Annotated in this window: 20 protein-coding genes; 11 read left to right on the plus strand and 9 right to left on the minus strand. The window is 58.0% G+C overall.

Annotated features, from left to right (window positions below):
• The first annotated feature begins 38 nt into the window (after positions 1–38).
• Entirely contained in the window at positions 39–2,387 is a 2,349-nt protein-coding gene (locus QE408_RS02800; protein ID WP_306928347.1) for a Wzz/FepE/Etk N-terminal domain-containing protein, read from the plus strand.
• 124 nt (positions 2,388–2,511) lie between these two features.
• Positions 2,512–3,456 (plus strand): 2-hydroxyacid dehydrogenase, encoded by a 945-nt coding sequence (locus tag QE408_RS02805; protein ID WP_306928350.1) that lies wholly within the window; start codon positions 2,512–2,514, stop codon positions 3,454–3,456.
• Positions 3,457–3,521: 65 nt separating this feature from the next.
• Here QE408_RS02805 and QE408_RS02810 read toward each other — a convergent pair whose 3' ends face one another.
• Positions 3,522–6,470, minus strand: a complete 2,949-nt coding sequence (locus QE408_RS02810; protein ID WP_306928351.1) for a hybrid sensor histidine kinase/response regulator — start codon at positions 6,468–6,470, stop codon at positions 3,522–3,524.
• A 139-nt stretch (positions 6,471–6,609) separates the two neighbouring features.
• Positions 6,610–7,821: a TIGR03862 family flavoprotein gene (locus tag QE408_RS02815; RefSeq protein ID WP_306928353.1), complete on the minus strand. Its 1,212-nt coding sequence runs from the start codon at positions 7,819–7,821 to the stop codon at positions 6,610–6,612.
• A 75-nt stretch (positions 7,822–7,896) separates the two neighbouring features.
• Here QE408_RS02815 and QE408_RS02820 point away from each other — a divergent pair, with 75 nt between their 5' ends.
• Genes QE408_RS02820 through QE408_RS02830 form a run of 3 tightly spaced genes read left to right on the plus strand, consistent with a single transcriptional unit; the run spans position 7,897 to position 9,840 of the window.
• Positions 7,897–8,484 carry an IMPACT family protein gene (locus QE408_RS02820; RefSeq protein ID WP_306928354.1) on the plus strand — a complete coding sequence of 196 codons (588 nt, stop codon included), beginning with the start codon at positions 7,897–7,899 and terminating at the stop codon, positions 8,482–8,484.
• A 52-nt stretch (positions 8,485–8,536) separates the two neighbouring features.
• Entirely contained in the window at positions 8,537–9,205 is a 669-nt protein-coding gene (locus QE408_RS02825; protein WP_306928355.1) for a pseudouridine synthase, read from the plus strand.
• Between the two features lie 8 nt (positions 9,206–9,213).
• Entirely contained in the window at positions 9,214–9,840 is a 627-nt protein-coding gene (locus QE408_RS02830) for a class I SAM-dependent methyltransferase (RefSeq protein WP_306928357.1), read from the plus strand.
• On the opposite strand, the gene QE408_RS02835 is transcribed toward QE408_RS02830, so the two are convergent.
• Entirely contained in the window at positions 9,837–10,022 is a 186-nt protein-coding gene (locus QE408_RS02835; protein WP_306928359.1) for a hypothetical protein, read from the minus strand. The two genes, QE408_RS02830 and QE408_RS02835, sit on opposite strands and share 4 nt — an antisense overlap.
• Before the next feature lie 182 nt (positions 10,023–10,204).
• On the opposite strand from QE408_RS02835, the gene QE408_RS02840 reads away from it, so the two are divergent.
• The 6 genes from QE408_RS02840 to QE408_RS02865 all read left to right on the plus strand — a co-directional run bounded on the left by QE408_RS02840 (position 10,205) and on the right by QE408_RS02865 (position 17,672).
• Positions 10,205–11,428, plus strand: a complete 1,224-nt coding sequence (locus QE408_RS02840) for a PQQ-dependent sugar dehydrogenase (protein ID WP_306928361.1) — start codon at positions 10,205–10,207, stop codon at positions 11,426–11,428.
• A gap of 112 nt (positions 11,429–11,540) precedes the next feature.
• Entirely contained in the window at positions 11,541–12,557 is a 1,017-nt protein-coding gene (locus QE408_RS02845; RefSeq protein WP_306930166.1) for a DNA topoisomerase IB, read from the plus strand.
• Positions 12,558–12,695: 138 nt separating this feature from the next.
• A complete protein-coding gene (locus tag QE408_RS02850; protein WP_306928363.1) occupies positions 12,696–14,351 on the plus strand; it encodes a phosphoethanolamine transferase in 1,656 nt (551 codons plus the stop codon).
• A 67-nt stretch (positions 14,352–14,418) separates the two neighbouring features.
• Positions 14,419–15,072, plus strand: coding sequence for a response regulator (locus QE408_RS02855; RefSeq protein ID WP_306928364.1), 654 nt, complete (start codon positions 14,419–14,421; stop codon positions 15,070–15,072).
• Between the two features lie 37 nt (positions 15,073–15,109).
• Positions 15,110–16,423: an ATP-binding protein gene (locus QE408_RS02860; protein WP_306928366.1), complete on the plus strand. Its 1,314-nt coding sequence runs from the start codon at positions 15,110–15,112 to the stop codon at positions 16,421–16,423.
• Positions 16,424–16,571: 148 nt separating this feature from the next.
• Positions 16,572–17,672: an RHE_PE00001 family protein gene (locus tag QE408_RS02865; RefSeq protein WP_306928368.1), complete on the plus strand. Its 1,101-nt coding sequence runs from the start codon at positions 16,572–16,574 to the stop codon at positions 17,670–17,672.
• Between the two features lie 128 nt (positions 17,673–17,800).
• Here QE408_RS02865 and QE408_RS02870 read toward each other — a convergent pair whose 3' ends face one another.
• The 6 genes from QE408_RS02870 to minC form a co-directional block, all read right to left on the minus strand.
• Positions 17,801–19,999, minus strand: coding sequence for a methyl-accepting chemotaxis protein (locus QE408_RS02870; RefSeq protein ID WP_306928371.1), 2,199 nt, complete (start codon positions 19,997–19,999; stop codon positions 17,801–17,803).
• Between the two features lie 317 nt (positions 20,000–20,316).
• A complete protein-coding gene (locus QE408_RS02875) occupies positions 20,317–21,252 on the minus strand; it encodes a dihydrodipicolinate synthase family protein (RefSeq protein WP_306928372.1) in 936 nt (311 codons plus the stop codon).
• Positions 21,253–21,386: 134 nt separating this feature from the next.
• The gene (locus QE408_RS02880) at positions 21,387–22,106 is read right to left on the minus strand and encodes a GntR family transcriptional regulator (protein WP_306928374.1); all 720 of its coding nucleotides are present in this window, start codon (positions 22,104–22,106) and stop codon (positions 21,387–21,389) included.
• Between the two features lie 165 nt (positions 22,107–22,271).
• Positions 22,272–22,532: a cell division topological specificity factor MinE gene (gene minE, locus QE408_RS02885; protein ID WP_062424021.1), complete on the minus strand. Its 261-nt coding sequence runs from the start codon at positions 22,530–22,532 to the stop codon at positions 22,272–22,274.
• Positions 22,529–23,341: a septum site-determining protein MinD gene (minD, locus tag QE408_RS02890; protein WP_306928379.1), complete on the minus strand. Its 813-nt coding sequence runs from the start codon at positions 23,339–23,341 to the stop codon at positions 22,529–22,531. Before minD ends, minE begins: the two co-directional genes overlap by 4 nt.
• Positions 23,342–23,371: 30 nt before the next feature.
• Positions 23,372–24,103 (minus strand): septum site-determining protein MinC, encoded by a 732-nt coding sequence (gene minC / locus QE408_RS02895; RefSeq protein ID WP_306928380.1) that lies wholly within the window; start codon positions 24,101–24,103, stop codon positions 23,372–23,374.
• Positions 24,104–24,155: the final 52 nt, after the last annotated feature.

A 24,155-nucleotide genomic window follows, 5' to 3' on the forward strand; every position in this document is an offset into this window, starting at 1 on the left:
ACGCGTCCCGCGCCCATAAAAAATGACAAGGTAGGTCCATGAACCAGAAAACCTTTAGATCGAACGGCCATTTCCCGGACCCTGCAAAGGATTCCGACACCTTTATCGACCTCGACCGCCTGTGGGCTGCTGTGGTACGCCGGGCCAATATCATTGGCGCTTGCGTCGTCGCGAGCATGGTTCTGGCTGGACTTTACCTCGTTCTGGCAACCCCGGTTTATACCGCAATGACGCAGGTGCTTCTCGACGAAAGCCTGTCTCGTTACGCCGAGGAGGAGAGCCCGGTCCCTGCAGCCCAGGTCATCGACAACCGCATTGCCAGCGCTGTCGAAATCCTGAAGTCGAAAGAGATGGCTCTGACTGTCGTGGACAAGGCAAAGCTTGACGAGAATGACACCATCGTCAACCCGCCGACGGGCCCTGTCGATATCGTCAAATCCTCCGTCAAAGCCGTGGTCGACCTGCTGACGCCAAGCGACACCCCTGCTTCGGAAGAGGCGATCCGCAACGGCAAACGCGAAAAGGCAGCTGCCGTTATTCAACAGGCGCTGACGGTGGAACGCGTGGGACGAAGCTCGGTTATTGCGATCTCCATTCGCTCCACCGACCGCCAGCTTGCCGCCAACATCGCCAAGACCTACGCCAACTCCTATCTGACCGAACAGTTGAACGCCAATTTCGATGCATCGGAACGCGCTTCGGTCTGGCTACAGGAACGTCTGACGGATCTCAATCAGCGCGCGCAGGCCGCTTCGCTCGCCGTCGAAAAATACAAGTCCGACAACAACATTGTATCGTCGCGAGGCGAGTTGATGTCGGAAGGCCAGCTTGCCGATCTGAACGGGCAATTGATTGCAGCGCAAGCTGATGCGGCGACGGCACAGGCGCGCTACTCTCAATACAAGTCGATTATCGACCAGGGGCCGGACAACGCGGTCAATAACGCTGTCGTTTCAGCACGCGACACCGACAATACGGTCATTCAGGATCTGCGCAAACGCTACATCGGCATTTCGGACCGAGAGCGCGGCGTGATCCAGCAGTTTGGCAAGGATCATCCGCAGGCTATCGCTCTCGAGGCCGAGAAAAAGGATTTGGCGGGCCAGATCTACCAGGAACTCCAGCAGTTGACTGGCAGCTTCAAGAATGAATTCGATGTCACGCAATCGCGTGTACAGTCCTTGCGCGACAACATCGACCGGGTGGCCGGCCGCAATTCCCAGACCAACATAACGATGGTCAAGCTTCGGGAACTGGAGCAGCAGGCAACTGCGCTGAAAACGCTTTACGAATCCTATCTCGGTCGCTTCGAAGAGGCTTCGCAGAAGCAGTCCTTCCCGATTGCAAAGGCACGCGTCATCTCCGAAGCCGGCCTGCCGACATCGCCTTCCAGCCCGAAAAAGACCATGACGATGGCGCTGTCGATCGTGCTTGGCCTGATGCTCGGTGGCGGCCTAGCCGCGGTGCTGGAATTCCGGGATCGCTACTTCCACACCGGCGCCGACGTGCGTGACAATCTGCGGATGCGCTTCCTGGGCTACCTGCCGTTCATTGGTGAGAAGGGGGTAGAAACCGGAAAGTCGGAAACTGGCGCGGCCACGCCGGATGTGCCTGATACCAATATCGAAGACAACGGGCAGGTCTCTTTCCAAAAGATGCTGCGGCTTGCCGTGGACAGCCCGCACTCCAGCTTCACCGAGACGCTGCGCAACGTGAAACTGACGGCCGATGTGGTGATCCAAGAGCGTCAGTGCCGTGTGATTGGCGTGATCTCCTGCCTGCCGAATGAAGGCAAGTCGGTCGTCGCACTCAATCTCGCGGGGCTCATCGCCACAACGGGCAAGCGCACGCTGGTGGTGGATGCCGATATTCGCAATCCCGGCCTCAGCCGCATGCTGACCACGCGCCAGTCGGCAGGCCTGGTCGAAGTCGTTCTGGATGATGTTCCATGGACCAAGGCAGTCAAGGTCGATAGTCGGACCAAGATGGGCATACTGCCGGTCTCCGTCAGCAATCAGTTCGCCCATTCGAGCGAATTGCTCGCGTCTGCGGGTATGCGCAAGTTCATGGAATCCGCCCGTGAAGCCTGCGATTACATCATCGTTGACTTGGCGCCAGTCGTACCGGTGATCGATGCCAAGGCCTTTGCCTCGCAGGTAGATGGCTTCGTGTTCGTCACCGAATGGGGCAAGACACCGATCCAGATGGTTCAAAACCTGATGAACCACGAACCGGAAATCGCCAGCAAGACACTGGGTATCGTTTTGAACAAGACGGATATGGCGGAGCTTCAGCGCTATGCAGACCCCGGTGGCTCTGAACATTACCACGAGCAGTTCGGCGCCTATTATGCCGACGCCAAAAAGCCCGTGCCGGAAACGGTTTGATCAAGCAACAAAATGCCCGCCCTCAAGCGGGCATTTCTCATGTCAGGCACTATAGCGGGGTGGATTTCCAGATCATTTTCCGACTTTATGTCGGCTCAGCCGATCTTATTCAGGACAATGACCCATGACCTCCCCTATCGCTTACGTTTCCCGCTCAGCCGATGATGAGGAGGCGACGTGGATCGAAACGCTTTCGAAGGCGATGCCGGAGGAACAGATTGTCTCCATACGGCAGATGACGGAGGAGCAGCGGCAAGCCGCTGAGATCGCGATCGTCGCCAATCCCGATCCCGCTGACATTGCCAGGCTTCCCGGCCTGAAATGGATCCACAGCCTCTGGGCTGGCGTGGAACGGATCGTTTCGGAACTTGGGCCAACCGCACCCCCCATCGTGCGGCTGACAGACCCGGAACTGGCACGCGTCATGGGAGAAGCGGTTCTCGCCTGGACCTATTATCTGCATCGCAACATGCCGGCCTACCGACAGCAGCAGGAAAAGAAGATCTGGAAAGACTTGGAATACCGCCATCCAAAAGACGTCACGGTCGGTCTGATCGGGCTTGGCCTGCTTGGCACCGAAGCCGCGAAACGTCTTCTAGGCGCCGGTTTCAATGTCATGGGCTGGAGCCGCTCGCTGAAAGACCTTGAAGGCGTGGCGACGGTATCGGGCGAAGAGGGGCTGAACGAGCTTCTGGCAAAAAGCGATATCGCCGTCTGCCTCGTTCCGTTGACGGCAGAGACCCGTGGCCTCATCAATGCCCGTCGCTTGCAGCGCATGAAGCCGGGCGCATCGATCATCAATTTCGCCAGGGGCGCGGTTATCGTAGCCGATGATCTTCTGTCCTCGCTGGACAGCGGTCATATCGCCCACGCCGTTCTCGATGTCTTCGAGAAAGAGCCTCTCGACCAGGGTTCACCGTTCTGGAGCCATCCGAACGTTACCGTTCTTCCCCATATCTCGGCGCCGACCGACCCAAGCTCATCTGCCGCAATCGTCGCTCAGAACATCCACAATTGGCGAAAGACCGGTGAATTGCCGATGACGGTCGATATGCAGCGGGGCTATTGATCAAGACGGTGAGCCATCGATCAAGCGTGTCACGATTTAAAATCGTGACACGCCCTGATAGCTGATCAGGGATTGCTCATTGCCTGACCGATGGCATAGCGCACATCGTTCTCATTATAAGGCTTGCACAGCAGGACGGCTCCTGCCGGTGCGTTCTTTGGCAGGAAATTATCACCCGTGGCAAACACCACCGCGATGTCCGGCTTGCGCTGCTTCACCAGAACGGCGAGTTCCGCACCACCCATATCAGGCAGCCCAAGATCGGTGACCAGAATATCGACCTCTTCCCGATCGAGAAGATCGAGCGCCTGCGTTGCATTCGCGGCTTCGACCACTATGTGACCGACCTCGGTCAGAATGTCGGTCGTGTTCATGCGGATCAAATCGTCGTCCTCAACCAGCAAAACACGCAGCATATCCTTTGCCTCCACCTTCGTCGGTTCATTGGCGGCAGGGTGATCCGCTACGCGGTCGCGCCCGGATTCGGCTCTCTGCTTCTGGTTGGCGATCACATGCCTCAGACGGCGGGCAAGCGCTTCACGCGTATAGGGTTTCGACAGAAGCTCGACACCCGGATCCAACTTGCCGCCATGGACAATCGAGTTTTCCGTGTAACCGGAAGTGAACAGGATGGCGAGATGCGGCATGCGCTCCTTGACCCGGCGCGCCATTTCGCTGCTCTTCAACGGACCTGGCATCACCACGTCGGTAAAGATGACGTCGATCGGCACGCCGCTTTCAGCAACCGTCAAGCCTGCCTGCGCATCACGCGCCGTCAGGACTCGATAACCGAGATCGGTCAGCATCTCGACAACGGTGCCACGGACCTCGTCATCATCCTCCACGACCAGAACGGTTTCAGAGCCGCCGACAACCGGTCCGTTATGAACGACGATCTCCCTGTCTTCATCCGCCATGGAGCGCGGCAGATAGATGCGCACTGTGGTACCCTGCCCCAGCTCGGAGTAGATTTTCACATGGCCGCCGGATTGCTTGACGAAGCCGTAAACCATCGACAGGCCAAGGCCCGTCCCCTTGCCTTCAGGCTTGGTGGAAAAGAAGGGTTCGAACACGCGATCGAGGATTTCCGGTCGCATGCCGGAGCCGGTATCGGTGACGGCAAGCATGACATATTGACCCGGCTCGACCTCCGCATGATTGCGCGCATAGTCCATATCGAGAGAGGCATTACCGACTTCGATCGTCAGCTTCCCGGTGCCCTCCATGGCGTCTCGCGCGTTGATCGCAAGGTTCAGAAGTGCGTTCTCAACCTGGGTCGGATCGGCATAGGTGTTCCACAAGCCGCCTGCGGTGATGACCTCGACCTCGACGGCCTCGCCAAGCGAGCGTCTGAGAAGATCGTCCATGCCAGCAACGAAGCGACCGACATTGATGACGCGCGGCTCCAGCGCCTGACGACGGCCGAAGGCCAGGAGCTGGCTTGCAAGTTTCGCACCACGGCTGACGCCAGCCAGCGCGTTGCCGACGCGGCGTTCGGCTCTTTCGTTGCCGGCCACATCCTTGGCAAGAAGCTGGAGATTTCCGGCAATGACTTGAAGCAGGTTGTTGAAATCATGCGCGACGCCGCCGGTCAGCTGGCCGATCGCTTCCATCTTCTGCGCCTGCTGCAACGCAATCTCCGTCTGGCGACGTTCGGCAATTTCCTTCTCAACGCGTGCTTCGAGCCCTTCGTTCAACTGACGAAGCTGATCTTCAGCGCGAATACGGTGACGGATTTCGCGTTCGAGATTGGCGGCATGCTCTTTCAGCGCCACCTCGGCAGTGCGTTGCTCGGTGATGTCGGTGTGGACGCCGACCCACTCTATGATCTCTGATTGCGCATTGATAATCGGCACGCCGCGAATAGCATAGGTGCGATAGACACCATCGCGACGGCGAACGCGATGTTCCCAGACATATGTTGCTTTGGCCGCGACGGCGCGGTTCCAGCTATCGATCGAGCCTTCGCGATCTTCCGGGTGAACCGCCTCTGCCCAACCGAAACCTTGATACTCGTCATAGCTTTGGCCGGTCAGCTGTGACCAGGCAGGCTGTTCACCGAGCATCCGGCCTTCAGGGCTGTTCGTCCACAAGACACCGTGTACAGCTTCGACGGCAGCTTTAAAGCGGCTGTTGCTGACGAGAATGTCCCGCTCGGCCTGCTTCCTCGTCTCAATATCGATGATGAGGATATAGCAGCCGTCGACGTCGCCCCTGTGGTCACGCCTCGGCACATAACGGATTTCAGCCGCATGCCGCGTCCCATCCGGGCGCTGGATGTTGCTGTCGGAGACGATCTGCTCGCCCGCCATGGCCCGTTGAATGAACGGCTTGCGCTCATTGAAGAATGTCTCGCCCACGACATCGATGACGCGCTGACCGAGAACCTCCTCAGGCGCACGGCCGAACCACTCCAGATAGCCCTCGTTGGCGAAACGATAGGTGTAATTTAAGTCGATGAAGCCGACGAGGATTGGAAGGGCAGAGGTCAGGCGGCTGAGCTCTTCACGGCTTGCGGCCAGTTCCTGAACCGTCTTCACCTTCTCGGTGTTTTCCAGAACCGTGCACAAGACGCCTTCGACAATACCCGCGTCATTATAGATCGGCGTGTAGAAGAGATCGAAGACGACCTCCTCCGGTGCACCGTTGCGATGCAGAACCATTTTCTGATCGCGAAAGGACTGTATTTCCCCGAGGAAACCCGCTTCCAGGATCTTTTCGTTCCAGTCCCAGATTTCCGGCCATATGCCGGGGACAGTGCCGCCGAGCGCGCGCGGGTGGTAGTTTCCGGCAATTTCGGTGTAGCCGTCATTATAGATCATCACATGATCCGGCCCCCACATCAAAACCTGTGGTATGGGTGAATTGACGACCGAGTTCACCTTCAGCCGAAGGGTCTGCGACCAATGCGCAATCGGTCCAAGCGATGTCTTGGACCAGTCAAAAGCGCGGACCAAGGCACCTGCCTCTCCACCGCCGACGGGCCAACTCGCAAAAGCACCCATATCAGTCATGCAAATTCACCCACAAGAACATCGACTTGTCACGCCAAGTCTTGAGTACAGGAAATAGAAGCAGGCTTCGCTTATCTATTTGAACGCACTTATCAAGCTTTTTTTCATGCGCGATGCAAGAGGCATGACAATCATGTGACTAACAGACCTTTATCAACCAATGAAGCAGGCCTTGTGCGGCGGCTTTTCCCGTTGCAAAACAGGCCGTTAGCAGGTAGCCACCAGTGGGTGCTTCCCAGTCCAGCATCTCGCCTGCGACGAAGGTGCCGGGTAGCGATTTCAGCATATAGTTCTGGTCGATGCTCTCCCAGCGAATCCCACCCGCGCTCGATATCGCCTCGACTATCGGTCGCGGCGCGGAAAGAGCAAGTGGAACCGCCTTGATCAGCCGAGCGAGCTCGCTGGCCGACATATGCTGTGGGACCGCGCATTCTCGCAACAGCGCGATCTTCACCGGGGAAAGCCCGGCGCTTTTGCGTAGCCTGTTCGATACACTATCCTTGCTGGGCGCGCGCGCCAGATCTCGGGCAAGACGCTCCTCGGAACGGCCCGGCGCCAAATCGATGGTTAGGAAAGTTCGGCGGCCTTCTTGCAGACTATCACGCAACGCAGCGGCGTGCGCATAGATCAGCGTCCCCTCCACCCCATGCTGCGTGATGACGAACTCACCTTCGAAGCGACCCGCGTCGGAGGTGGTCACGACGGATTTGACAGGCTCTCCAGCGAAGCGCTCGCGAAAATACTCGCTCCACGCCACGTCGAACCCGCAATTGGCCGGTAGGAAATCCGCGACACCGACACCTGCCTGTCTCAGACCGCCCACCCACTGGCCGGTCGAACCGAGCCTCGGCCAGCTGGCTCCCCCCAGGGCAAGCAGGACCGCATCGGGCCTGATCTCCACCTGCCCCTCCGGCGTTTCGAAAACAAGCGTGCCATCATCGAGACCGATCCAGCGATGACGGAGCTTGATCTCCACCCCCCGCTCAGAGAGGCGGCTGAGCCAAGCCCGTAACAGAGGGGAGCCCTTCATCGCCTTAGGAAAAACGCGGCCAGATGTTCCGACAAAAGTCTCCTGCCCCAAGGCCTCCATCCACTCCCGCAGCATCTGCGGCGTAAACTCGTCGAGCGCGCCTTTGAGCCGCGCTTCTGAGGCGCCGAAGCGCGTGGTGAAGCGGTCGTAATCCTCACCATGTGTGATGTTGAGGCCAGACTTGCCCGCCATCAGAAACTTGCGCGCAACGGTCGGCATTGCTTCATAGACAGTTACGTCCACGTCCGATGTGGATAATTCCTCGGCAGCCATCAGACCTGCCGGACCTCCACCGATGATCGCAATCTGTTTTCTTCGCATTGCCCACTGCTACCCTTCGCCTTTCGGTCTTCTTAGAGCGTTTGCCGCGACGCGTATATGCGCTATTAAGGCGTCATGTTCACGCTGATCCGAACGGAAACTTTTGAACAGGACATCAAGAAGAGCCGCTTTATCGCGACGGCAGGTCCTGCTGCCAATGAGGACGCTGCAAGATGCTTCATAGCCGACCATTCGGTCGCGGCGGCCAACCACAATTGCTGGGCATGGCGCGTCGGACAAAGCTACCGTTTCAACGATGACGGCGAACCGTCCGGCACGGCCGGTAAACCGATTCTCCAGGCGATTGACGGAAATGAGCTCGATCACATCGCCGTCGTCGTTACGCGCTGGTTCGGCGGCATTCTGCTTGGAAGCGGCGGGCTTGTTCGCGCCTATGGCGGAACGGCGGGGTCCTGTCTCAGGAACGCCGAAAAGGCTGCCATCATTCCGGCTCATCAACTAACGCTGTCCTGCGGCTTCTCCGACCTCGCGCTTGTCAAAGCCCGCCTGCTGTCGGTCGACCATCTGGTCATCGAGAGCGAGACATTTACCGGCTCAGGGGCGGACCTCAACCTTTCCATACCGTCAAGCGAGGCGCAACGCGTCGCGCAGATGATTCAAGACATCACCAGTGGGCGTGTCCTTCTGCCACTGGTGGAATAGACCGTCAGGCGGCGCTCTGGCGTGTCGCGCAAATCATGCTATGAGGCTTCGCATGTCTGGCCAATTGCACAACCCGATCTACAACCCGCCGCTGGAGCCCTATATCTCGATCCTTCACCGGGATGAGAGCCTGTTGGTGCTGGATAAGCCGAGCGGTTTGCTTTCAGTGCCGGGAAAAGATCCGGCGCTGGCTGACAGTCTCGCGACCCGCGTTCAAAAGCAATTTCCATCGGCCTTGATGATCAACCGGCTCGACAAGGACACCTCCGGGATCGTCTTGATGTCATTGAACAAGAAGGCCCATGCCGCTATCGCAAGCCAGTTCGAAAACCGCACGACGACGAAAATCTACAAGGCTGTCGTCTGGGGAGAGGTCATGGGCGAAAGCGGCGAAATCGATCTTCCACTGGCGATCGATCCGGACAACAAGCCGCGGCATCGCGTGGACTGGGACAACGGTCGGGCAGCACAGACACAATGGCGCGTTCTGGAACGTCTGTCCCTCCCCGCCACGAGGCTGGAACTGCGTCCCTTAACCGGGCGGACACATCAATTGCGGGTGCATATGAAGGCGCTTGGTCACGCCATTCTCGGCGATGAATTTTATGCCGGTGGCGAAGCCCTTGCCGCAGCACAGCGGCTTCTACTGCACGCCGAAGAACTGGGCTTCAGACATCCGGACGGTCACGATGTGACATTCCGTGTTCCTGCTCCCTTCTGAGACGAGCCATGGCAAAAAAAGACGCTGAAGAGTTTGTCGTTGATTTTGTCGGGGGAGCCGTCGGGCACCGACTGCGCTCGGGCGAAGGACGGGGACAGGCTTTGCCAAAGGCCGCCGGCTTCACCAAGGGCCGGACACCCTTCGTCGTCGATGCGACGGCGGGTCTTGGCCGCGATGCATTTCTGCTCGCCTCGCTCGGCGCCAATGTCACGCTGATCGAGCGATCGCCAGACATGTATGTCCATTTGCAGGACGGGATTGCCCGCGCAAAAGCCGAAGGCGGTATCTACGAGGAAATTGCGTCCAGAATGACATTGCTTCACGGCGACTCCAGAGAGTTGCTCAAGACGTTGTCACCCGACGTCGTCGTTGTCGATCCGATGCACCCGCCACGCCAAAACAGCGCGTTGGTGAAAAAGGAAATGAGAGTGCTGCGGGATGTTGTGGGTTCAGATCCGGACCAGCGGGAACTGATGGAAGCAGCGCTGCAAGCTGCGCGCAAAAGAGTTGTATTGAAATGGCCGCTTCGGGCTGCGCCTATGGAGGGGCTTCAGAAGCCCTCCCATCAGATTTCCGGAAAGAACACGCGCTACGATGTGTTCATGATATTCCGGGACGAGCCTCTCGCCGATTAACGAAATACCGGCTTGCGCTGGGCGTTCATCAAAAGCTCATGACGCGATGCAAAATCGCCGAAAAGTTTGCGAAGACGCTTCTCTTCAGACTCATCCAGTCGATAACGACGGCAAAATTCCATAACACTCAAAATTGGCTTGACCTCGGCTGTGTCAAGCTCTTCCTTGTCCAATCTTTGCATAATGCCCTCCTGACCGACCGAGCTTAACGCTGGCGGAAGAAGAACGTTCCCAAAGAAATCGTGTAGACGAGAATTTACAGGATTGAACACGTAACGATCAAGTTTTCTTGACCTTGCGGTGATGCAACTTAAAAAACGCCGAAATGTTCCCGATCCGCTCAATTAAACTGGAAGGGAGTTCCATGTCGCGCGTTCGATACCTGCTAACCACCACGCTTCTGTCTGCCATTCTCGCCGTTCCCGGCTACGCTTTCGCGCAATCCGCAAGCCCGGTTGAAACGAACCCGCCCCATGGAAAAAACCAGACACCCGCCTTTGAAGGGCAGACGCGGGCTCCACAGCCGGACAAGATGCCATCGCTGCAAAAGACCGTCGTTGCTGACGACCTTCCACATCTGTGGTCGATGGCGCTTCTGCCCGACGGCCGTATGCTTGTTGCCGCCAAAGAAGGTGCCATGCACATCGTGAAGGATGGCAAGGCCGGTCCTGCCATCGAGGGCGTGCCAGAAGTCGCGTCATCCGGGCAAGGTGGCCTTCTCGATATTGCTTTGGCTCCTGATTTCGATACATCTGGCATGGTCTACTTCTCCTTCTCCGAACCACGCGATGGCGGCAACGGCACGTCGGTCGCTTCGGCAAAGCTGGTCGAGACGAACGGGACCGCGGTTCTTGAAAACACCAACGTCATCTTCCGTCAGACGCCCACATACGATGGAGACAAGCACTTCGGATCGCGTCTCGTCTTCGGCAACAATGGCGAGCTTTATGTCACGGTCGGCGAGCGTTCGGACAAGGAGCCCCGCGTTCAGGCACAGGATCTCTCCAGCGGGCTGGGCAAGGTGTTCCGCATCGACACCAGCGGCAAGGCGCTCCAGGATAATCCTTTCGTCGGCCGCGAAAACGCCCTGCCGGAAATCTGGAGCTATGGCCATCGCAACATTCAATCGGCCGCGCTCGATGGCGACGGACGCCTCTGGACCGTCGAACACGGTCCGAAAGGCGGCGACGAACTGAACCTGCCCAAGGCCGGACTAAACTATGGCTGGCCGGTCATCACCTACGGCATCGAATATAGCGGAGACAAGGTGGGCGAAGGTGCAACCGCCAAGGAGGGTATGGAGCAGCCCACCTATTATTGGGATCCGGTCGTCGGCCCGTCCGGCATGGTCTACTACAATAGCGACGCCATTCCGGAGTGGAAGGGCTCGTTCCTCATCGGTGGCTTGGTCACCCAGGGTCTCGTGGTGCTGAAGATGGACGGCGACAAGGTCGTTACGGAAGGCCGTCTTCCACTGGAAGCACGCATCCGCGATGTCGAGCTTGGCAAGGACGGCGCCGTTTACGCTGTGACCGAAGAGCGTGGCGGCGGCAAATCTCAGATCATCCGTCTGGCACCGGACGCTTGATCAACCGGAGTCTGATCAAATTGAAGGGAGCGGGCATGTTCCGCTCCTTTTTCTGGAACGGACATCTGTTCAGCGCAGTTATTTGAGAAAACTCGAAGGCAGCGCCAAGATCATGAACCAGCACCCCGTCCGGCTCCTCAAGAAAATCGGCTTAACCTATGTGAGCGACCAGGAGCCCGGTATCGCCCGTGAGCGGCGCGGCAAGGGGTTTTCCTACCGCCTTCCCGACGGGACGCTGCTTTCCGACAAGATAGAAATCACACGCATACGGTCGCTCGCAATTCCCCCAGCCTATCAACGCGTCTGGATATGCATCGAACCCTCGGGGCATCTCCAGGCAACCGGCTTCGACGCAAGAGGGCGAAAACAATACCGCTATCACGTAGACTGGCATGCATTTCGCGGCGAAACCAAGTTCTTCCAGCTGAAGTCGTTCGGTGAGGCATTGCCAGCAATTCGCCGTCGGGCGCTTTCCGATATCGAGAAGGACATCAACAGCCAGAACAGGACGCTCGCAGCGTTGATTCTTCTTCTTGACGCTGCCTATCTGCGCGTCGGCAACAAGACCTATCTCGAAAGCAACGGGACCTACGGTGCAACGACCCTTCTCAAGCGTCACGTGTCGCTCGGCGAGACGATCGAACTTCGTTTCATCGCAAAAGGTGGACAGAAGGTGCGCCGCAGCCTCCGTCATCCCCGGCTGCAAAAGATTCTGGAGGAGATTGCCGATTTGCCCGGCAAGCAGCTCTTCGTTTGGCAAGATGAGAACCATATGGTCCATCCCATCGATTCCAGCGCGCTCAACAGCTACCTGTCCGAAACGGCGGGCGAAGGTATCTCAGCCAAGACCTTCCGCACCTGGGGCGGCACGCTTGCGGGCTTCTGCCACGCCGCCGAGAGACTGGCGAGTGGCAGCGCCCCGACCATCAAGAGCATTTGCGAGGCAGCGGCCGAAGAACTCTCCAACACGCCAGCCATCTGCCGCAAAAGCTATGTCCACCCGTCCGTTCTCGATCTAGCCACCGAACCGAAGGCGATCAAGCGGCTGGAAGCCGTTTTGGAAACGCCGACAAAGACGATCTCGGGACTACGAGCAGACGAGCGGCGGCTCATCTCCTACCTCCCCTAATTTAGAAATATCTTTATGGACGGACTGATCCGTTCAGTCTCGTGTCAGCAAATCTCTCCAGAAGGCGTTGATTAGCCGGAAAAGCAAAACGCGCTCACGCGCGTCCGGCGCATCGATTGGCACGAGGAGAGTGGGCGCTTGGCACCTTTGACAGATCATCTGGACGGCAGCGAAATCCGTCGTCCCGAAATCGGCAGCATTACCTTGAGCGTCATTGCCGCTCTCTATCTGCTGTTGTTCATGAACCAGACATTCTGGTCGAAGGTCAACACCCACCTGTCCGCCTATCCCGTCGCGATCTACGCGCTCTATGTGGCCATGGCGGCGCTTTTTGCCGCACTGCTCATCACCTTTTCGGCAAAATACATCATGAAGCCGATCCTGATGGTGCTGATTACCATTTCCGCGCTTTGCTCCTGGTTCATGGATCGCTTCGGCGCTGTGATCGACCGCGACATGGTCCGCAACGCGTTCGAGACGACCACCGGCGAAGCAAACAATCTGATCACCTCCGCCTTCCTTCTGCACATGGCGATCTACGCGCTGGTTCCCATCCTGCTTCTCGCTTTCGTGCGCATCCGCCACCGTCCGATTCTCGGCAAGTTGTTCTGGAATATGCTGAGCGTGATTGCATGCCTCGTCATCATCGGCGGCATTGGCGCGATGAATTCCAAGACCTTCACGACTGCGATCCGTCAGCACCGGGATATCGTCAAAAGCCTGAATCCGATTTCGCCACTCTTTGCGACGGCGCATTACTTCCAGATCGCAAATAAGGAAGCACAGTTGACCGTCACGCAGACCGGCCTCGACGCGAAGGTGAAACCTCCTGTCATTGCCGTCGGAAAACCGCGCGTGACCGTCGTCGTCGCAGGTGAAACCGCACGTGCGGCCAACTTCTCGCTGAATGGCTATGGCCGCGAAACCAACCCTGAGCTCAAGAAGAGAGACGTGATCTATTTCCCGAGCACGGTCAGTTGCGGCACCTCTACAGCGATTTCAATCCCTTGCATGTTCTCGAAGTTCACCCGCTCGGAATATACCCACAGCAAGGCGCTCTCCAATGAGAACCTCATGGATGTTCTGGTGCATGCCGGGGTCGACTCGCAGTGGCTGGACAACGACACCGGAAGCAAGGGCGTGGCGGACCGCATTCCCTATTTCGATTTGAGCGCAACCCGCGATGCCACCTTCTGCAAGACCGGCGAATGCAGTGACGATATCTTCCTCGACAGGCTCGACAGCTGGCTCGACCGCGTCACCAAGGACAGCGTCATCGTCATCCACCAGCTCGGTAGCCACGGCCCGTCCTACTATCTCCGTTATGGCGATCAGTTCAGGACATTTACGCCGGACTGCCGCACCTCGGAACTTGGCAATTGCAAGGACGAAGAGATCGTCAACTCCTACGACAACACGATCCTTTATACCGACCATTTCCTCTCTGCCATCATCGACAAGCTGAAGGCCCGCTCCGATAGGCTCGCCACCGGAATGCTCTATGCCTCCGATCACGGCGAATCTCTTGGCGAGAACGGGCTTTATCTCCACGGCGCGCCTTACATGCTCGCCCCAGCAGAGCAGACGCATGTTCCCTTCCTGGTGTGGATGGACAATGACTTCGCGCGCTCCATGGGCGTCGACCGCGCGTGCCTTGCCGATGAGGCAAAGGCCGGTGGCAAATCCCATGACAATTTCTTCCACAGTATTCTTGGGATGATGAACGTCTCTACCTCCGTCTACGACCCATCGCTCGACGTGTTCCACGCCTGCCAGTCGAAGCCCACGACATGATGCGCATGTGCCTTGACGACGAACCGCCCGAAGCGATACGCATTGGCAGTTCTGGAGTGAGGTCGGTGTGCGCGTTCTGCTGGTGGAAGACGATCATGTGCTGGGAGAAGCGCTAAGAGATCACGTGGCGGCAGCAGGCCATGCCGTGGATTGGTTCAAGACATTGAGCGAAGCCATGGCGGCAACCCAGACGGTGAGCTACGGTCTCATCCTGCTGGACTTGCGCCTTCCCGATGGCGAGGGGCTCAGCCTCTTGCGGGCCTTGCGCAAAACGAACAACGCCGTGCCCGTGATCATCCTGACCGCACACGATCAGGTCTCCGACCGGATCGAAGGCCTGAATGCCGGGGCGGACGACTATCTCGTCAAACCGTTCAATCTCGGCGAGCTGACGGCACGGATGCTTGCCGTGTCGCGCCGCTATGAAGGACGTTCGACGCCCATCGTCAGGCTGCCCGGCATCGAAATCGATCAGGCGGCGAAAAGCATCACGGTCCAAGATCGCGCGTTGACGCTGAGTGCCCGGGAATGGGCGGTGCTGGAGAAACTCGTAGAGAGACCAGGCGCGCTTGTCTCGAAAGCGCAGCTACAGGAGACCTTGTATGAGTTCGGCGCTGAGATCGAAAGCAATACCGTCGAGGTCTATATCAGTCGCCTGCGCAAGAAGATCGGTTCCGATCGCGTGGAAACCGTAAGAGGGCTTGGTTATACGATTCGCTGATCTCATACCCCTTAAGCTCGGACCTTATAAACCGAGTATGACGCGCCGGATGGTTCTTGCGCTGGTCAGCGTCCTGTCGATTTCCTGGATGGCCGCCTCCGCGCTTGGCGTCATGGTCATGGAAGAAGAGTTTGCGGAAATTTTCGACAGCGGCGTCCAGGAAACCGCCGACAGATTGCTTCCGCTTGTCGCGGAAGACCTTCGCGAACGGAGCCCGGAAGCACAACGCCGTCTTGGCCAGCCCACAACCGGCTCCGAATATCTGACCTATCAGGTGCGCGATCGCGACGGCGCTGTTTTGCTGCACTCTCATGACAGCGCCCGTGAAGGTTTCGACGTGCCGCTGAGGCCGGGTTTCGCCGATACGGATAGTCAACGGATCTACACCGTCGTGACGCCTGAGGGCGATCTTTATCTTCAGGTGGCCGATGCTTTTGCCAATCGACGGGAGGCCATCGAGGAAGCATCTACGGCGCTCATCCTCCCCGTCCTTGTTCTCATTCCGGCGAGCATCATTGCGGTCATTCTGGTCATCCGCCGCACCCTGGCGCCGATCCAGACGCTCAGAGACGATATTGCCCGCAAAGACGGCGGCAATCTTGCGCCGGTCGATTCCGGTCGTCTTCCCGCCGAACTCGATCCGATCGCCCGTTCGGTAAACCTGCTGCTGGAGCGATTGCGGTCAGCACTGGAGGCGGAGCGCTCGTTCGCGTCCAACAGTGCGCACGAATTGCGAACGCCGATCGCCGGAGCGCTTGCCCAAGCGCAGCGATTGAAGGCGGATATTCCGCCCCATCTTGCCCCGCGTGTCGATCAGATCGAATTGTCGCTCTCCAATCTCGCGCAGTTATCAGAGAAGCTTTTGCAGATGTCGCGCGCGGAGGCCGGTATCGGCATCTCCGATACCCTCGTCGATCTTCTGCCCGTGCTGGAACTCGTCGTCGAGGACATGAGCCGGTCAGAACTTGGGGCCGGACGTATTCATCTGCATCTGCCCGATGATGGCCAGCTTAAGGGCAAGGTCGATCCGGACGCTTTCGGTATCGTCGTTCGAAACCTGCTGGAGAACGCGCTGACGCATAGTCCTGAGGATTCGCCGGTCGAAATCTACGTCGATAAGGACAGATCCGTGCGGATCGTCAATGACGGAACGCCCGTCGATCCGGCACTTCTCCCTCGCCTGACAACCCGCTTCATGCGCGGCCAAACCCAGGCCTCCGGGTCCGGGCTTGGCCTTGCAATTGTCGACAATCTTTCAAAACGCATGAATGCGGCGCTCACCCTTTCCTCACCGGCTCCTGGACGCGGGCAGGGTTTCGAAGCGCGGATCGATCTGCCAAAGCAGGTTTGAGGCCTCGACGCAGCGTCGGAGGCCTCGTGCATTCAGTCCTCGTGTCTGTGGCTGTGATCGGCATCACGCTTTGCGATAGTTGTGAACATCGTATGAAACCGAACAGGCAGGATTGCTTTCAATGCGGTCTCCCTCTTAAGTGAATCCAATGACCTACGAGTTCGCTTTACTGAAAGCCACGAGGCTCCTGCGCGCCCTGACGCGAGCGGGGGAGGCTTTGGCGCGTCTTGACGAACGAGTTAGTCGCTCGCCTATCCGCGAGGGGTTTCTGCAGCGACAGAACTTCCACGACGCTGTCTCATCGCTCTGGGTCGACGGAGAACTGGTCCATGTGGAGGATCTGGTTCTGCACGATGCACGCATGGACATTCGTGCACCGACGAATGAAATCGTCAATGCCCACCGTATCCTGCGTGCCAGACGGCTTATGGAAAGTCATCCGCCACAATGGGCGCTGAGCGACCATGGCATCGACCTGCTTCGCGGCAAGAACGTTCAGCCACAATCCGCGCCGTCAAAACTGGTGTCTGATGAGCAAGACGCGGACCCTGAAGAGCCAGATGATGCGCAAGACGCTCTTGCTGATGAATTGGCCGAGATGGACGCCGTGCTCTCGCGCAGCAACGCGATTGTTGCGGATGCCTTGAGCTACCGCGTTCAATCGGAACCATCCACCGATCGTCTTGCCCTCGACCAGTCTGATGAAGAGAGTGAAGAGGAGCGACTTCACAGGTGGCGGAAGCTCCTCGACCGGTATTCAGACTATCCAGCCCCGCTGCAGGCGGCCATTCTTCTGGATGCCTGGCGCGATATTCAGGTCTCGGACCGAAGCCCTTGGCTCGGTAGGCAACTGGCCGCCGCATCACTTCGTTCCAACGGTTTGACGATCCTGCCGGCGCTCAACAGCGGCCTTCGTGCCATTCACAGAGAACGGCGTCATTCCCACGATCAGGAAGAAAGACTGATCGCGATCCTCGATGGAATGTCTGAAGCGGCTGAGCTCGGCATGAAAGACCATCACCGGCTTTTGAACGGCAAGAGCCGCATGGAAAGACGGTTGATCGGAAAGCGCTCGAATTCGAGGCTACCGGATCTGGTTGAATTGGTTCTGGCAAACCCCGTCGTTTCTACATCCATGATTGTCAAGGAACTCGGTACCACTCCTCAAGGGGCGATGGTTCTTGCTAATCAGCTGGAGCTCCGCGAAGTAACGGGTCGCGGACGCTTCAGGGCCTGGGGCATCTTGTAAGCCCCTCGCCCCTACGGTATCGGCCCGAAGGTCTGGACCTGTTTTCGGCAAGGACGATGGCGACTCAAACAAGATAGAGCGCTGCGTGTCCTCCTCGACGCGCGGCGCTCATATCGGTGTTTCGTCGATCAGCTTGCCATCGCATAGCGCGCGTGGGACGGGTTCGAGGCAAGCCTCGTCTCACCGCTGACGCGGAAACGTCCCACCATGCTGGCTAGGTTTTCGGTCTCCTGTGACAGGTTTTGAGCGGCCGCGGTGGTTTCTTCCACCATCGCTGCGTTCTGCTGCGTGACCTTGTCCATCTGGTCAGCCGCAGAAGAGACTTCCTTCAAGCTGATGGCCTGCTCACGAGCGCCCGCTGCAATCTGGTTGACGGTCTGGCTCATGCCGAGGACCTGCTCGACGATCTTACCAAGCGAATTGCCCGTTTCTTCAACCAGGTGCACGCCCGTTTCGACCTGGCTGGACGATGTGGAGATCAAGCCCTTGATTTCTTTCGCCGCTGTGGCCGAGCGCTGGGCCAATTCACGCACTTCCTGCGCAACGACGGCAAATCCCTTACCGGCTTCACCGGCGCGAGCCGCTTCGACGCCTGCATTCAGCGCCAAGAGGTTGGTCTGGAATGCAATTTCATCGATGACACTGATAATATTGCCAATCTTGCTGGACGAGCCCTGGATCTCGGTCATTGCCGCAACGGCACGGGCAACAACATCGCCACCCTTCTCGGCATCTGCCCTGGCGCTGTCGACGGTTTTTTGCGCATTCGTAGCGCCATCGGCCGTATCATTCACGCCACGAGTGACCTCGCTGAGCGCTGCTACGGTTTCTTCCAGAGCGGCAGCCTGCTGCTCCGTCCGGCGCGCAAGATCGTTCGAGGCGGTGGAAATTTCGCTGAGGCCCGAGCGGATCGTATAGACCGCACGCACGACATTGCTGATCGTCTCTTCGAGCGCAGAAACCGAGAGGTTGAAATTCTGGCGGATCGTGTCGAATTCCGGCGCGACCTTCTCGTTCATGCGAACCGTCAAGTCGCCGGTTGCCAGAGCATTGAAGCGGCTCTGAACAATCTCGACAAAATGCCGGAGATCTTCAGCCTTGGCATTGTCGATGTCGCTCTGGCGCTTGCGATCGGTTTCGACCTGGCGCTGGAGTTCTTCCTGCTCGGCCTGGATGTCTTCGCCGCGGGCAAGCGCGAAACGGAACTTTTCCAGTGCTGCGGCGAGATTACCAAGTTCATCCGGTTTGCCAGTCTGGGCAACCTGATCCTTGTAATTGCCATTGGCCATCTTTCCGACAGAACCCAAAACGGACGTGAGAGGCTTCTTGATCAGGAACTGCGTGGCAACGAGGATGACGCCAAGTGTCACACCGAGAATGATCAGGCCGCCGATCAGCATGCTGTAGATCTGCTGCCAGACAGGCCCGGAGAAAACGGCCGAAGGCACGTCCAGAACCGTCGCCCAGGTGGTGTTCATGCCAGGTGCGGTGAAGGGATAGATGAGGCGGACAGAACCGTCCGGGAGACCCTCGATCACGCGCATCTTTCCGTCTGCCAAAGCCTGCTTGACGAGATCGGCGCCGACATCGGAATAATCCTTCATCAGATTGTCAGCGTTGGTATGCGCCAGCCACTTGCCGTTACTGGCCAGCAGCATGACGCTGCCGCCTTCGAAAGGCTTGATCTGCGACAGGCTGGCGGTCAAATCATCGAGCTTGATATCGACGCCCGCCATGCCGACCATGGTGCCGCCCACCGTCACAGGTACGGAGACGGATGTGACGAGCTTTTTCATGTTGGTGAGATAGGGAGAGGTGATGAGCGGTTTACCGGTCTTTAGCACGCCGCCGTAATACTCATCCTCCGGCTTGATCGACCATGTCGAGAACTCAACCTTGCCGCTGTCGCTCTTGGTCCAGTAAGGCGTGAAGATACCTTCCTTGTTGAGACCCTCCGTGCCGACCGTGGGCTTCGGGCTCTTGCCGTCGACCAGTTCACACATCCATGCACCGAAGACGTTCGGATATTGCGGCGCGACTGTCTCGATCATCGAAACAATGTCGGCGCGACTGCGCGAACCGTTTTCGATGAAGCCGCCGATCGTAGCAGCAAGTGTTGCACCTGCAGATGTCGCGACGGAAATGTCTCCAGCGATTTGCTCGCTGACCGCGCCGGCCTTCTCGGTGGCAAGCGCCATGACGTCACGCTCTGTTGCTGACTTCACGTTGACCACATTGACCGCAGTGTAAGCAATCATGATGCCGGCAATAGCTGTTCCTGTCGCCAGGATAAGCTTTCCAGAAACGGAATTGAGAATCTTCTTCATGCGACGAGCCCTCTAACGTTAGGGCAACGGTAGGTTAAACTTTTAAATAATCTCCAAACAAATTGCGCGAAGAATAGCATTGCCTAATGCATGTCGATTGGACGCAGTTGACCCTTCCTCCCTCAAGGAAGCCGTTTTTCGCTTTGTTCCAGATTATTTCAACCGGTGATGAGTTCGTCCGTCCGATCTTGAATAAAAAAGACGGCTGAGGTCCAGCCGTCTCATTCTTCTTTGTTCTCGATCGCGCAGCTCAGAAATGGACTCCTGACGCGCTGGCAGAGTTCTAAAATAGGGCTAAGCCCTCAGGCATCCGGCATTCAAGCCGGATAACGAGACGCGTACCAATTGCGGAACAAGGTATACTGGCTTTCCAGATGACGGCGCTGCGAGGCGCTCAATTCGTCCGTTTCGTTGAAGTGCAGCGTGTATTCGGTATCGCCGTTCAGAACCATCAGATACTTGTAGTGCAAAACGAGGTCCGGACCTTCGTCATAGGTTGAAAGCACCGTCAGCGCCTCTTCCAATTCGCGTGCTTCGGCGCGTGCCGCCGCATCGCCCTTGGCAGCCTTTTCGCACAGAGCGACGAGATGCAGCACTTCCTTCGGCAGCGCATTGCCGATGCCAGTGATGGCGCCGCCGGCACCGCAATTGACAAAGCCATGATAGACGCCCGTGTCGACACCAACCATCAGGGTCAGATCATCGTCACCGGCGGTGATGTTTTCGGCGGCATAGGTCATGTCCTGCTTACCGCCGAACTCCTTGAAGCCGATGAGGTTCGAATAGCGCGAGCGCAGATCGAAGAAGAGGTCGGCGCGAGTTGCAAAACCGTAATAGGGACTGTTGTAGATCACCGCTGGCAGACCGTTTGCCGCTTCCAGAATCGCAGAGAAATGTGCCTTCTGCGCAGAAACCGACGATCCGCGGGAGAGAACGCGCGGAATGACCATCAAGCCCTTGGCGCCCACCTTTGCAGCATGTGCGGCATGGCTGACTGCGGACTTGGTGTTGATGGCGCCGGTTCCCACGATAACGGGAACGCCAGCTTCGGCAAGACGCTGCACGCCTTCCTGGCGCTGCTCGTCCGTCAACAGCGGCCAATCACCCATCGAACCGCAATAGACCACTGCCGACATTCCAGCGGCGATGAGCTCCTTGCCCTTCTTCACGAGCAGATCGAAGTCAGGGGTTCTGTCCGCCTTGCAAGGCGTCATGAGGGCGGGAATGCATCCGGTGAAGATCGTGCTGGCCATGGTTTCCAATCCTTCTGCGGCTCCACTGCCGCTTGATATGCAGCTCCTATAGCATCGAATCACAGCCTTGTCGACAAATAAAATACAAGAAATGCGGACGCAAAGGTGTCGCCCTTTATCAACCCTTGTTTTGGCTAAAGGCTCAGATTGGCGCTCTGGCGGGTATCGGCAGTGATGTAGGAACGAATCTGGGTGACGATCTGATCGGCATGTGCCTTGGCCAGTGCGTCGGCCCTCTCGACATTCCGCTCGATGATCGCCTGGATCATATCCTCATGTTCGCTGACATACTGATTGGGCAGGACATCGTTGAAGGAAGAATAATAGAGCCGCAGGATCCGCCGTCCCTCATCGAGAAGCCGGGTGAAGAGCTCGACATAATGGCGGTTGCCGCCGGCGCGCGCGATCGCGACATGAAAATCGCGATTGGTGGAAATCATCGCAAGCGCATCGCGTTGCTCGACGGCCAGAGCAAAGGCGCTTTGCAGGGTGCGGATCTGCGCGATATCCACCTCCGTGTGGTTGGCGGCGGCAAGTCGCGTCGTGACGCGATACATCAACGTCAGAGCATCGAAGAATTCCGGCAACCCTAGAAAGTCGATCTGGGAGACGATGGTGGCTCGGTTTGTCAGCGTCGTGATCAGCCCTTCGGCGGAAAGACGCACCAGCGCCTCGCGAATGGGCGTGCGCGACAGGGAGAACCGTTCTGAGAGCTGTAGCTCATCGATCGGGCTGCCGGGTGCCAGCTGCAATTCGATGATTTCATTGCGCAGCGTTTCGTAGACGGTAGAAACACCAAAACCCCTTCGGTGCGTTTGCTTTTCCTGCTCGTCCGCCTTCTCCGCCTCTGCCATCAAATCATCCTTCGCTATCGGTCCGAAGCATGTCGCGCAAAAGGGTGAAGCGGTTTTGCGATGACGACATGCTTTAGAAAGGCTTAGTCCAGAATCGCCGCAGAAGGAAAGTTCAAACCGTCCAAAGAAAACGCCGGGACAGTGCCCGGCGTCATCTGAAGCTGTTTACGCTGCGCGGAGCGACGCGCTCAGCGGGATTTCGACATCGATTTCCAGAAGCGACATATGCTCGTCGCTGTCCATCTTCACATGGACCTTATCGCTATCGATCTGCACATGCTTGGCGATTGCCGCCAGGATTTCCTCACGCAGAATGACGACCAGATCCGAACCCTGATTGGTGCGCTCATGCGCAAGAAGGACCTGCAACCGTTCGCGTGCGACGGGTGCGGACTTCTGTTTGCGGAAAAGGTTGAAGATGCTCATGCGGCCCTCCCGAAAATCTTGGCAAAGATGCCGCGCTTTTCGCCCGGAACGGAAACCGGAATGTCTTCACCCGACAGACGTCGTGCCGCATCGAAATAGGCCATGGCCGGTGCCGACTTGGCGTCAGCGAGCGTGACCGGCGCACCGACGTTGGAAGCACGCAGCACGTCCATGCTTTCGGGAATGATGCCAATCAGCGGAATGGAAAGGATTTCCAGAACGTCATCGACCTTGAGCATGTCGCCACGCTCGGCACGTGCCGCATCGTAACGGGTGAGCAACAGATGCTTCTCCATCCGCTCGCCGCGTTCGGCCTTGATCGTCTTGGAATCGAGAAGGCCGATGATACGGTCGGAGTCGCGAACGGAAGACACTTCCGGATTGGTGACGACGACGGCGACATCCGCGTGGCGCATGGCAAGTGTCGCGCCGCGTTCGATGCCAGCCGGGCTGTCGCAGATCACCCAGTCAAAATGCTTCTTCAGTTCATTAATGACCCACTCGACACCTTCCGGCGTCAGATTGTCCTTGTCGCGGGTTTGCGAGGCCGGCAGCAGGAACAGCGTTTCGAGACGCTTGTCGCGGATGAGAGCCTGCGTCAGCTTGGCATCGCCCTGGATGACATTGACCAGATCGTAGACCACGCGGCGTTCCGCACCCATGACCAGATCAAGGTTGCGAAGCCCGACGTCGAAATCCACGACGACGACCTTTTCCTTGTTCTGGGCCAGCGCGGCGCCAAGTGCTGCGGTCGACGTCGTCTTTCCGACGCCTCCCTTGCCGGAGGTAACAACAACTACCTTCCCCATCCTGATCTCCTGTTTCCTGCCGCTTACGGCTTAATTGAGTTTGTCCGCCTTGATCGTATCGTTTTCCAGCCAGAGCTGGACGGCCTGCCCCCGAAGCTTCGGGTCGATATCTTCAGCGACCTTGTAAACACCGTCGATGGCGAGAAGCTCGGCTTCCAGCTTCTTGCAGAAGATGCGTGCCGAAGCGTTGCCCAGCGAGCCCGCCATGGCGCGTCCGCGCAGCGCACCGTAAATATGGATCGAGCCGCCGGCGATCACTTCTGCGCCGGAGGCGACCGAACCGACGATCGTCACATCCCCTTCCGGGAAAATGATCGACTGGCCCGAGCGCACCGGCTCGCTGATCATCAGCGACTGCACGACGCTGCGGATTTCGCTCACCGGGGCTCTTTGCTCCGCCGGGGCTTCCACCTCGGCGAGCGCCACCGGCTCCACCTCAACATCGGAGGCCGGCTTGCCGCCTTTGAGTGCGGGCGGCATTCCGGTTTCGATCATCGAAGGGCGTGCGCCTTCAATGCCCATGATCGCAACGTTGCGATGGTAAAGCTCGGCAAGCAGGGACTTCAAACCTGCCTTATCGAGCTTCAGGTCCGCCACATCCAGCACCACCGGACGTGACAGAAAGAACCCGGCAGAGCGCGCTGCCAGATCGTCCAGCCGCTCCAGCCAGACATCCAGCGGCGACTCGGGAGAAAGAACGACCGCCAGAAATGAGCGGCCCTTGATACGGATCGAACGCGAGTCTGTTAGCACTTTGGTCATCTTGGTAAAGAAATCGTTGATAGAGAGGTAGCGGTGATTTGGTTAACAAATG

It is taken from the genome of Agrobacterium larrymoorei, assembly GCF_030819275.1.
Classification (GTDB): Bacteria; Pseudomonadota; Alphaproteobacteria; order Rhizobiales; family Rhizobiaceae; genus Agrobacterium; species Agrobacterium larrymoorei_B.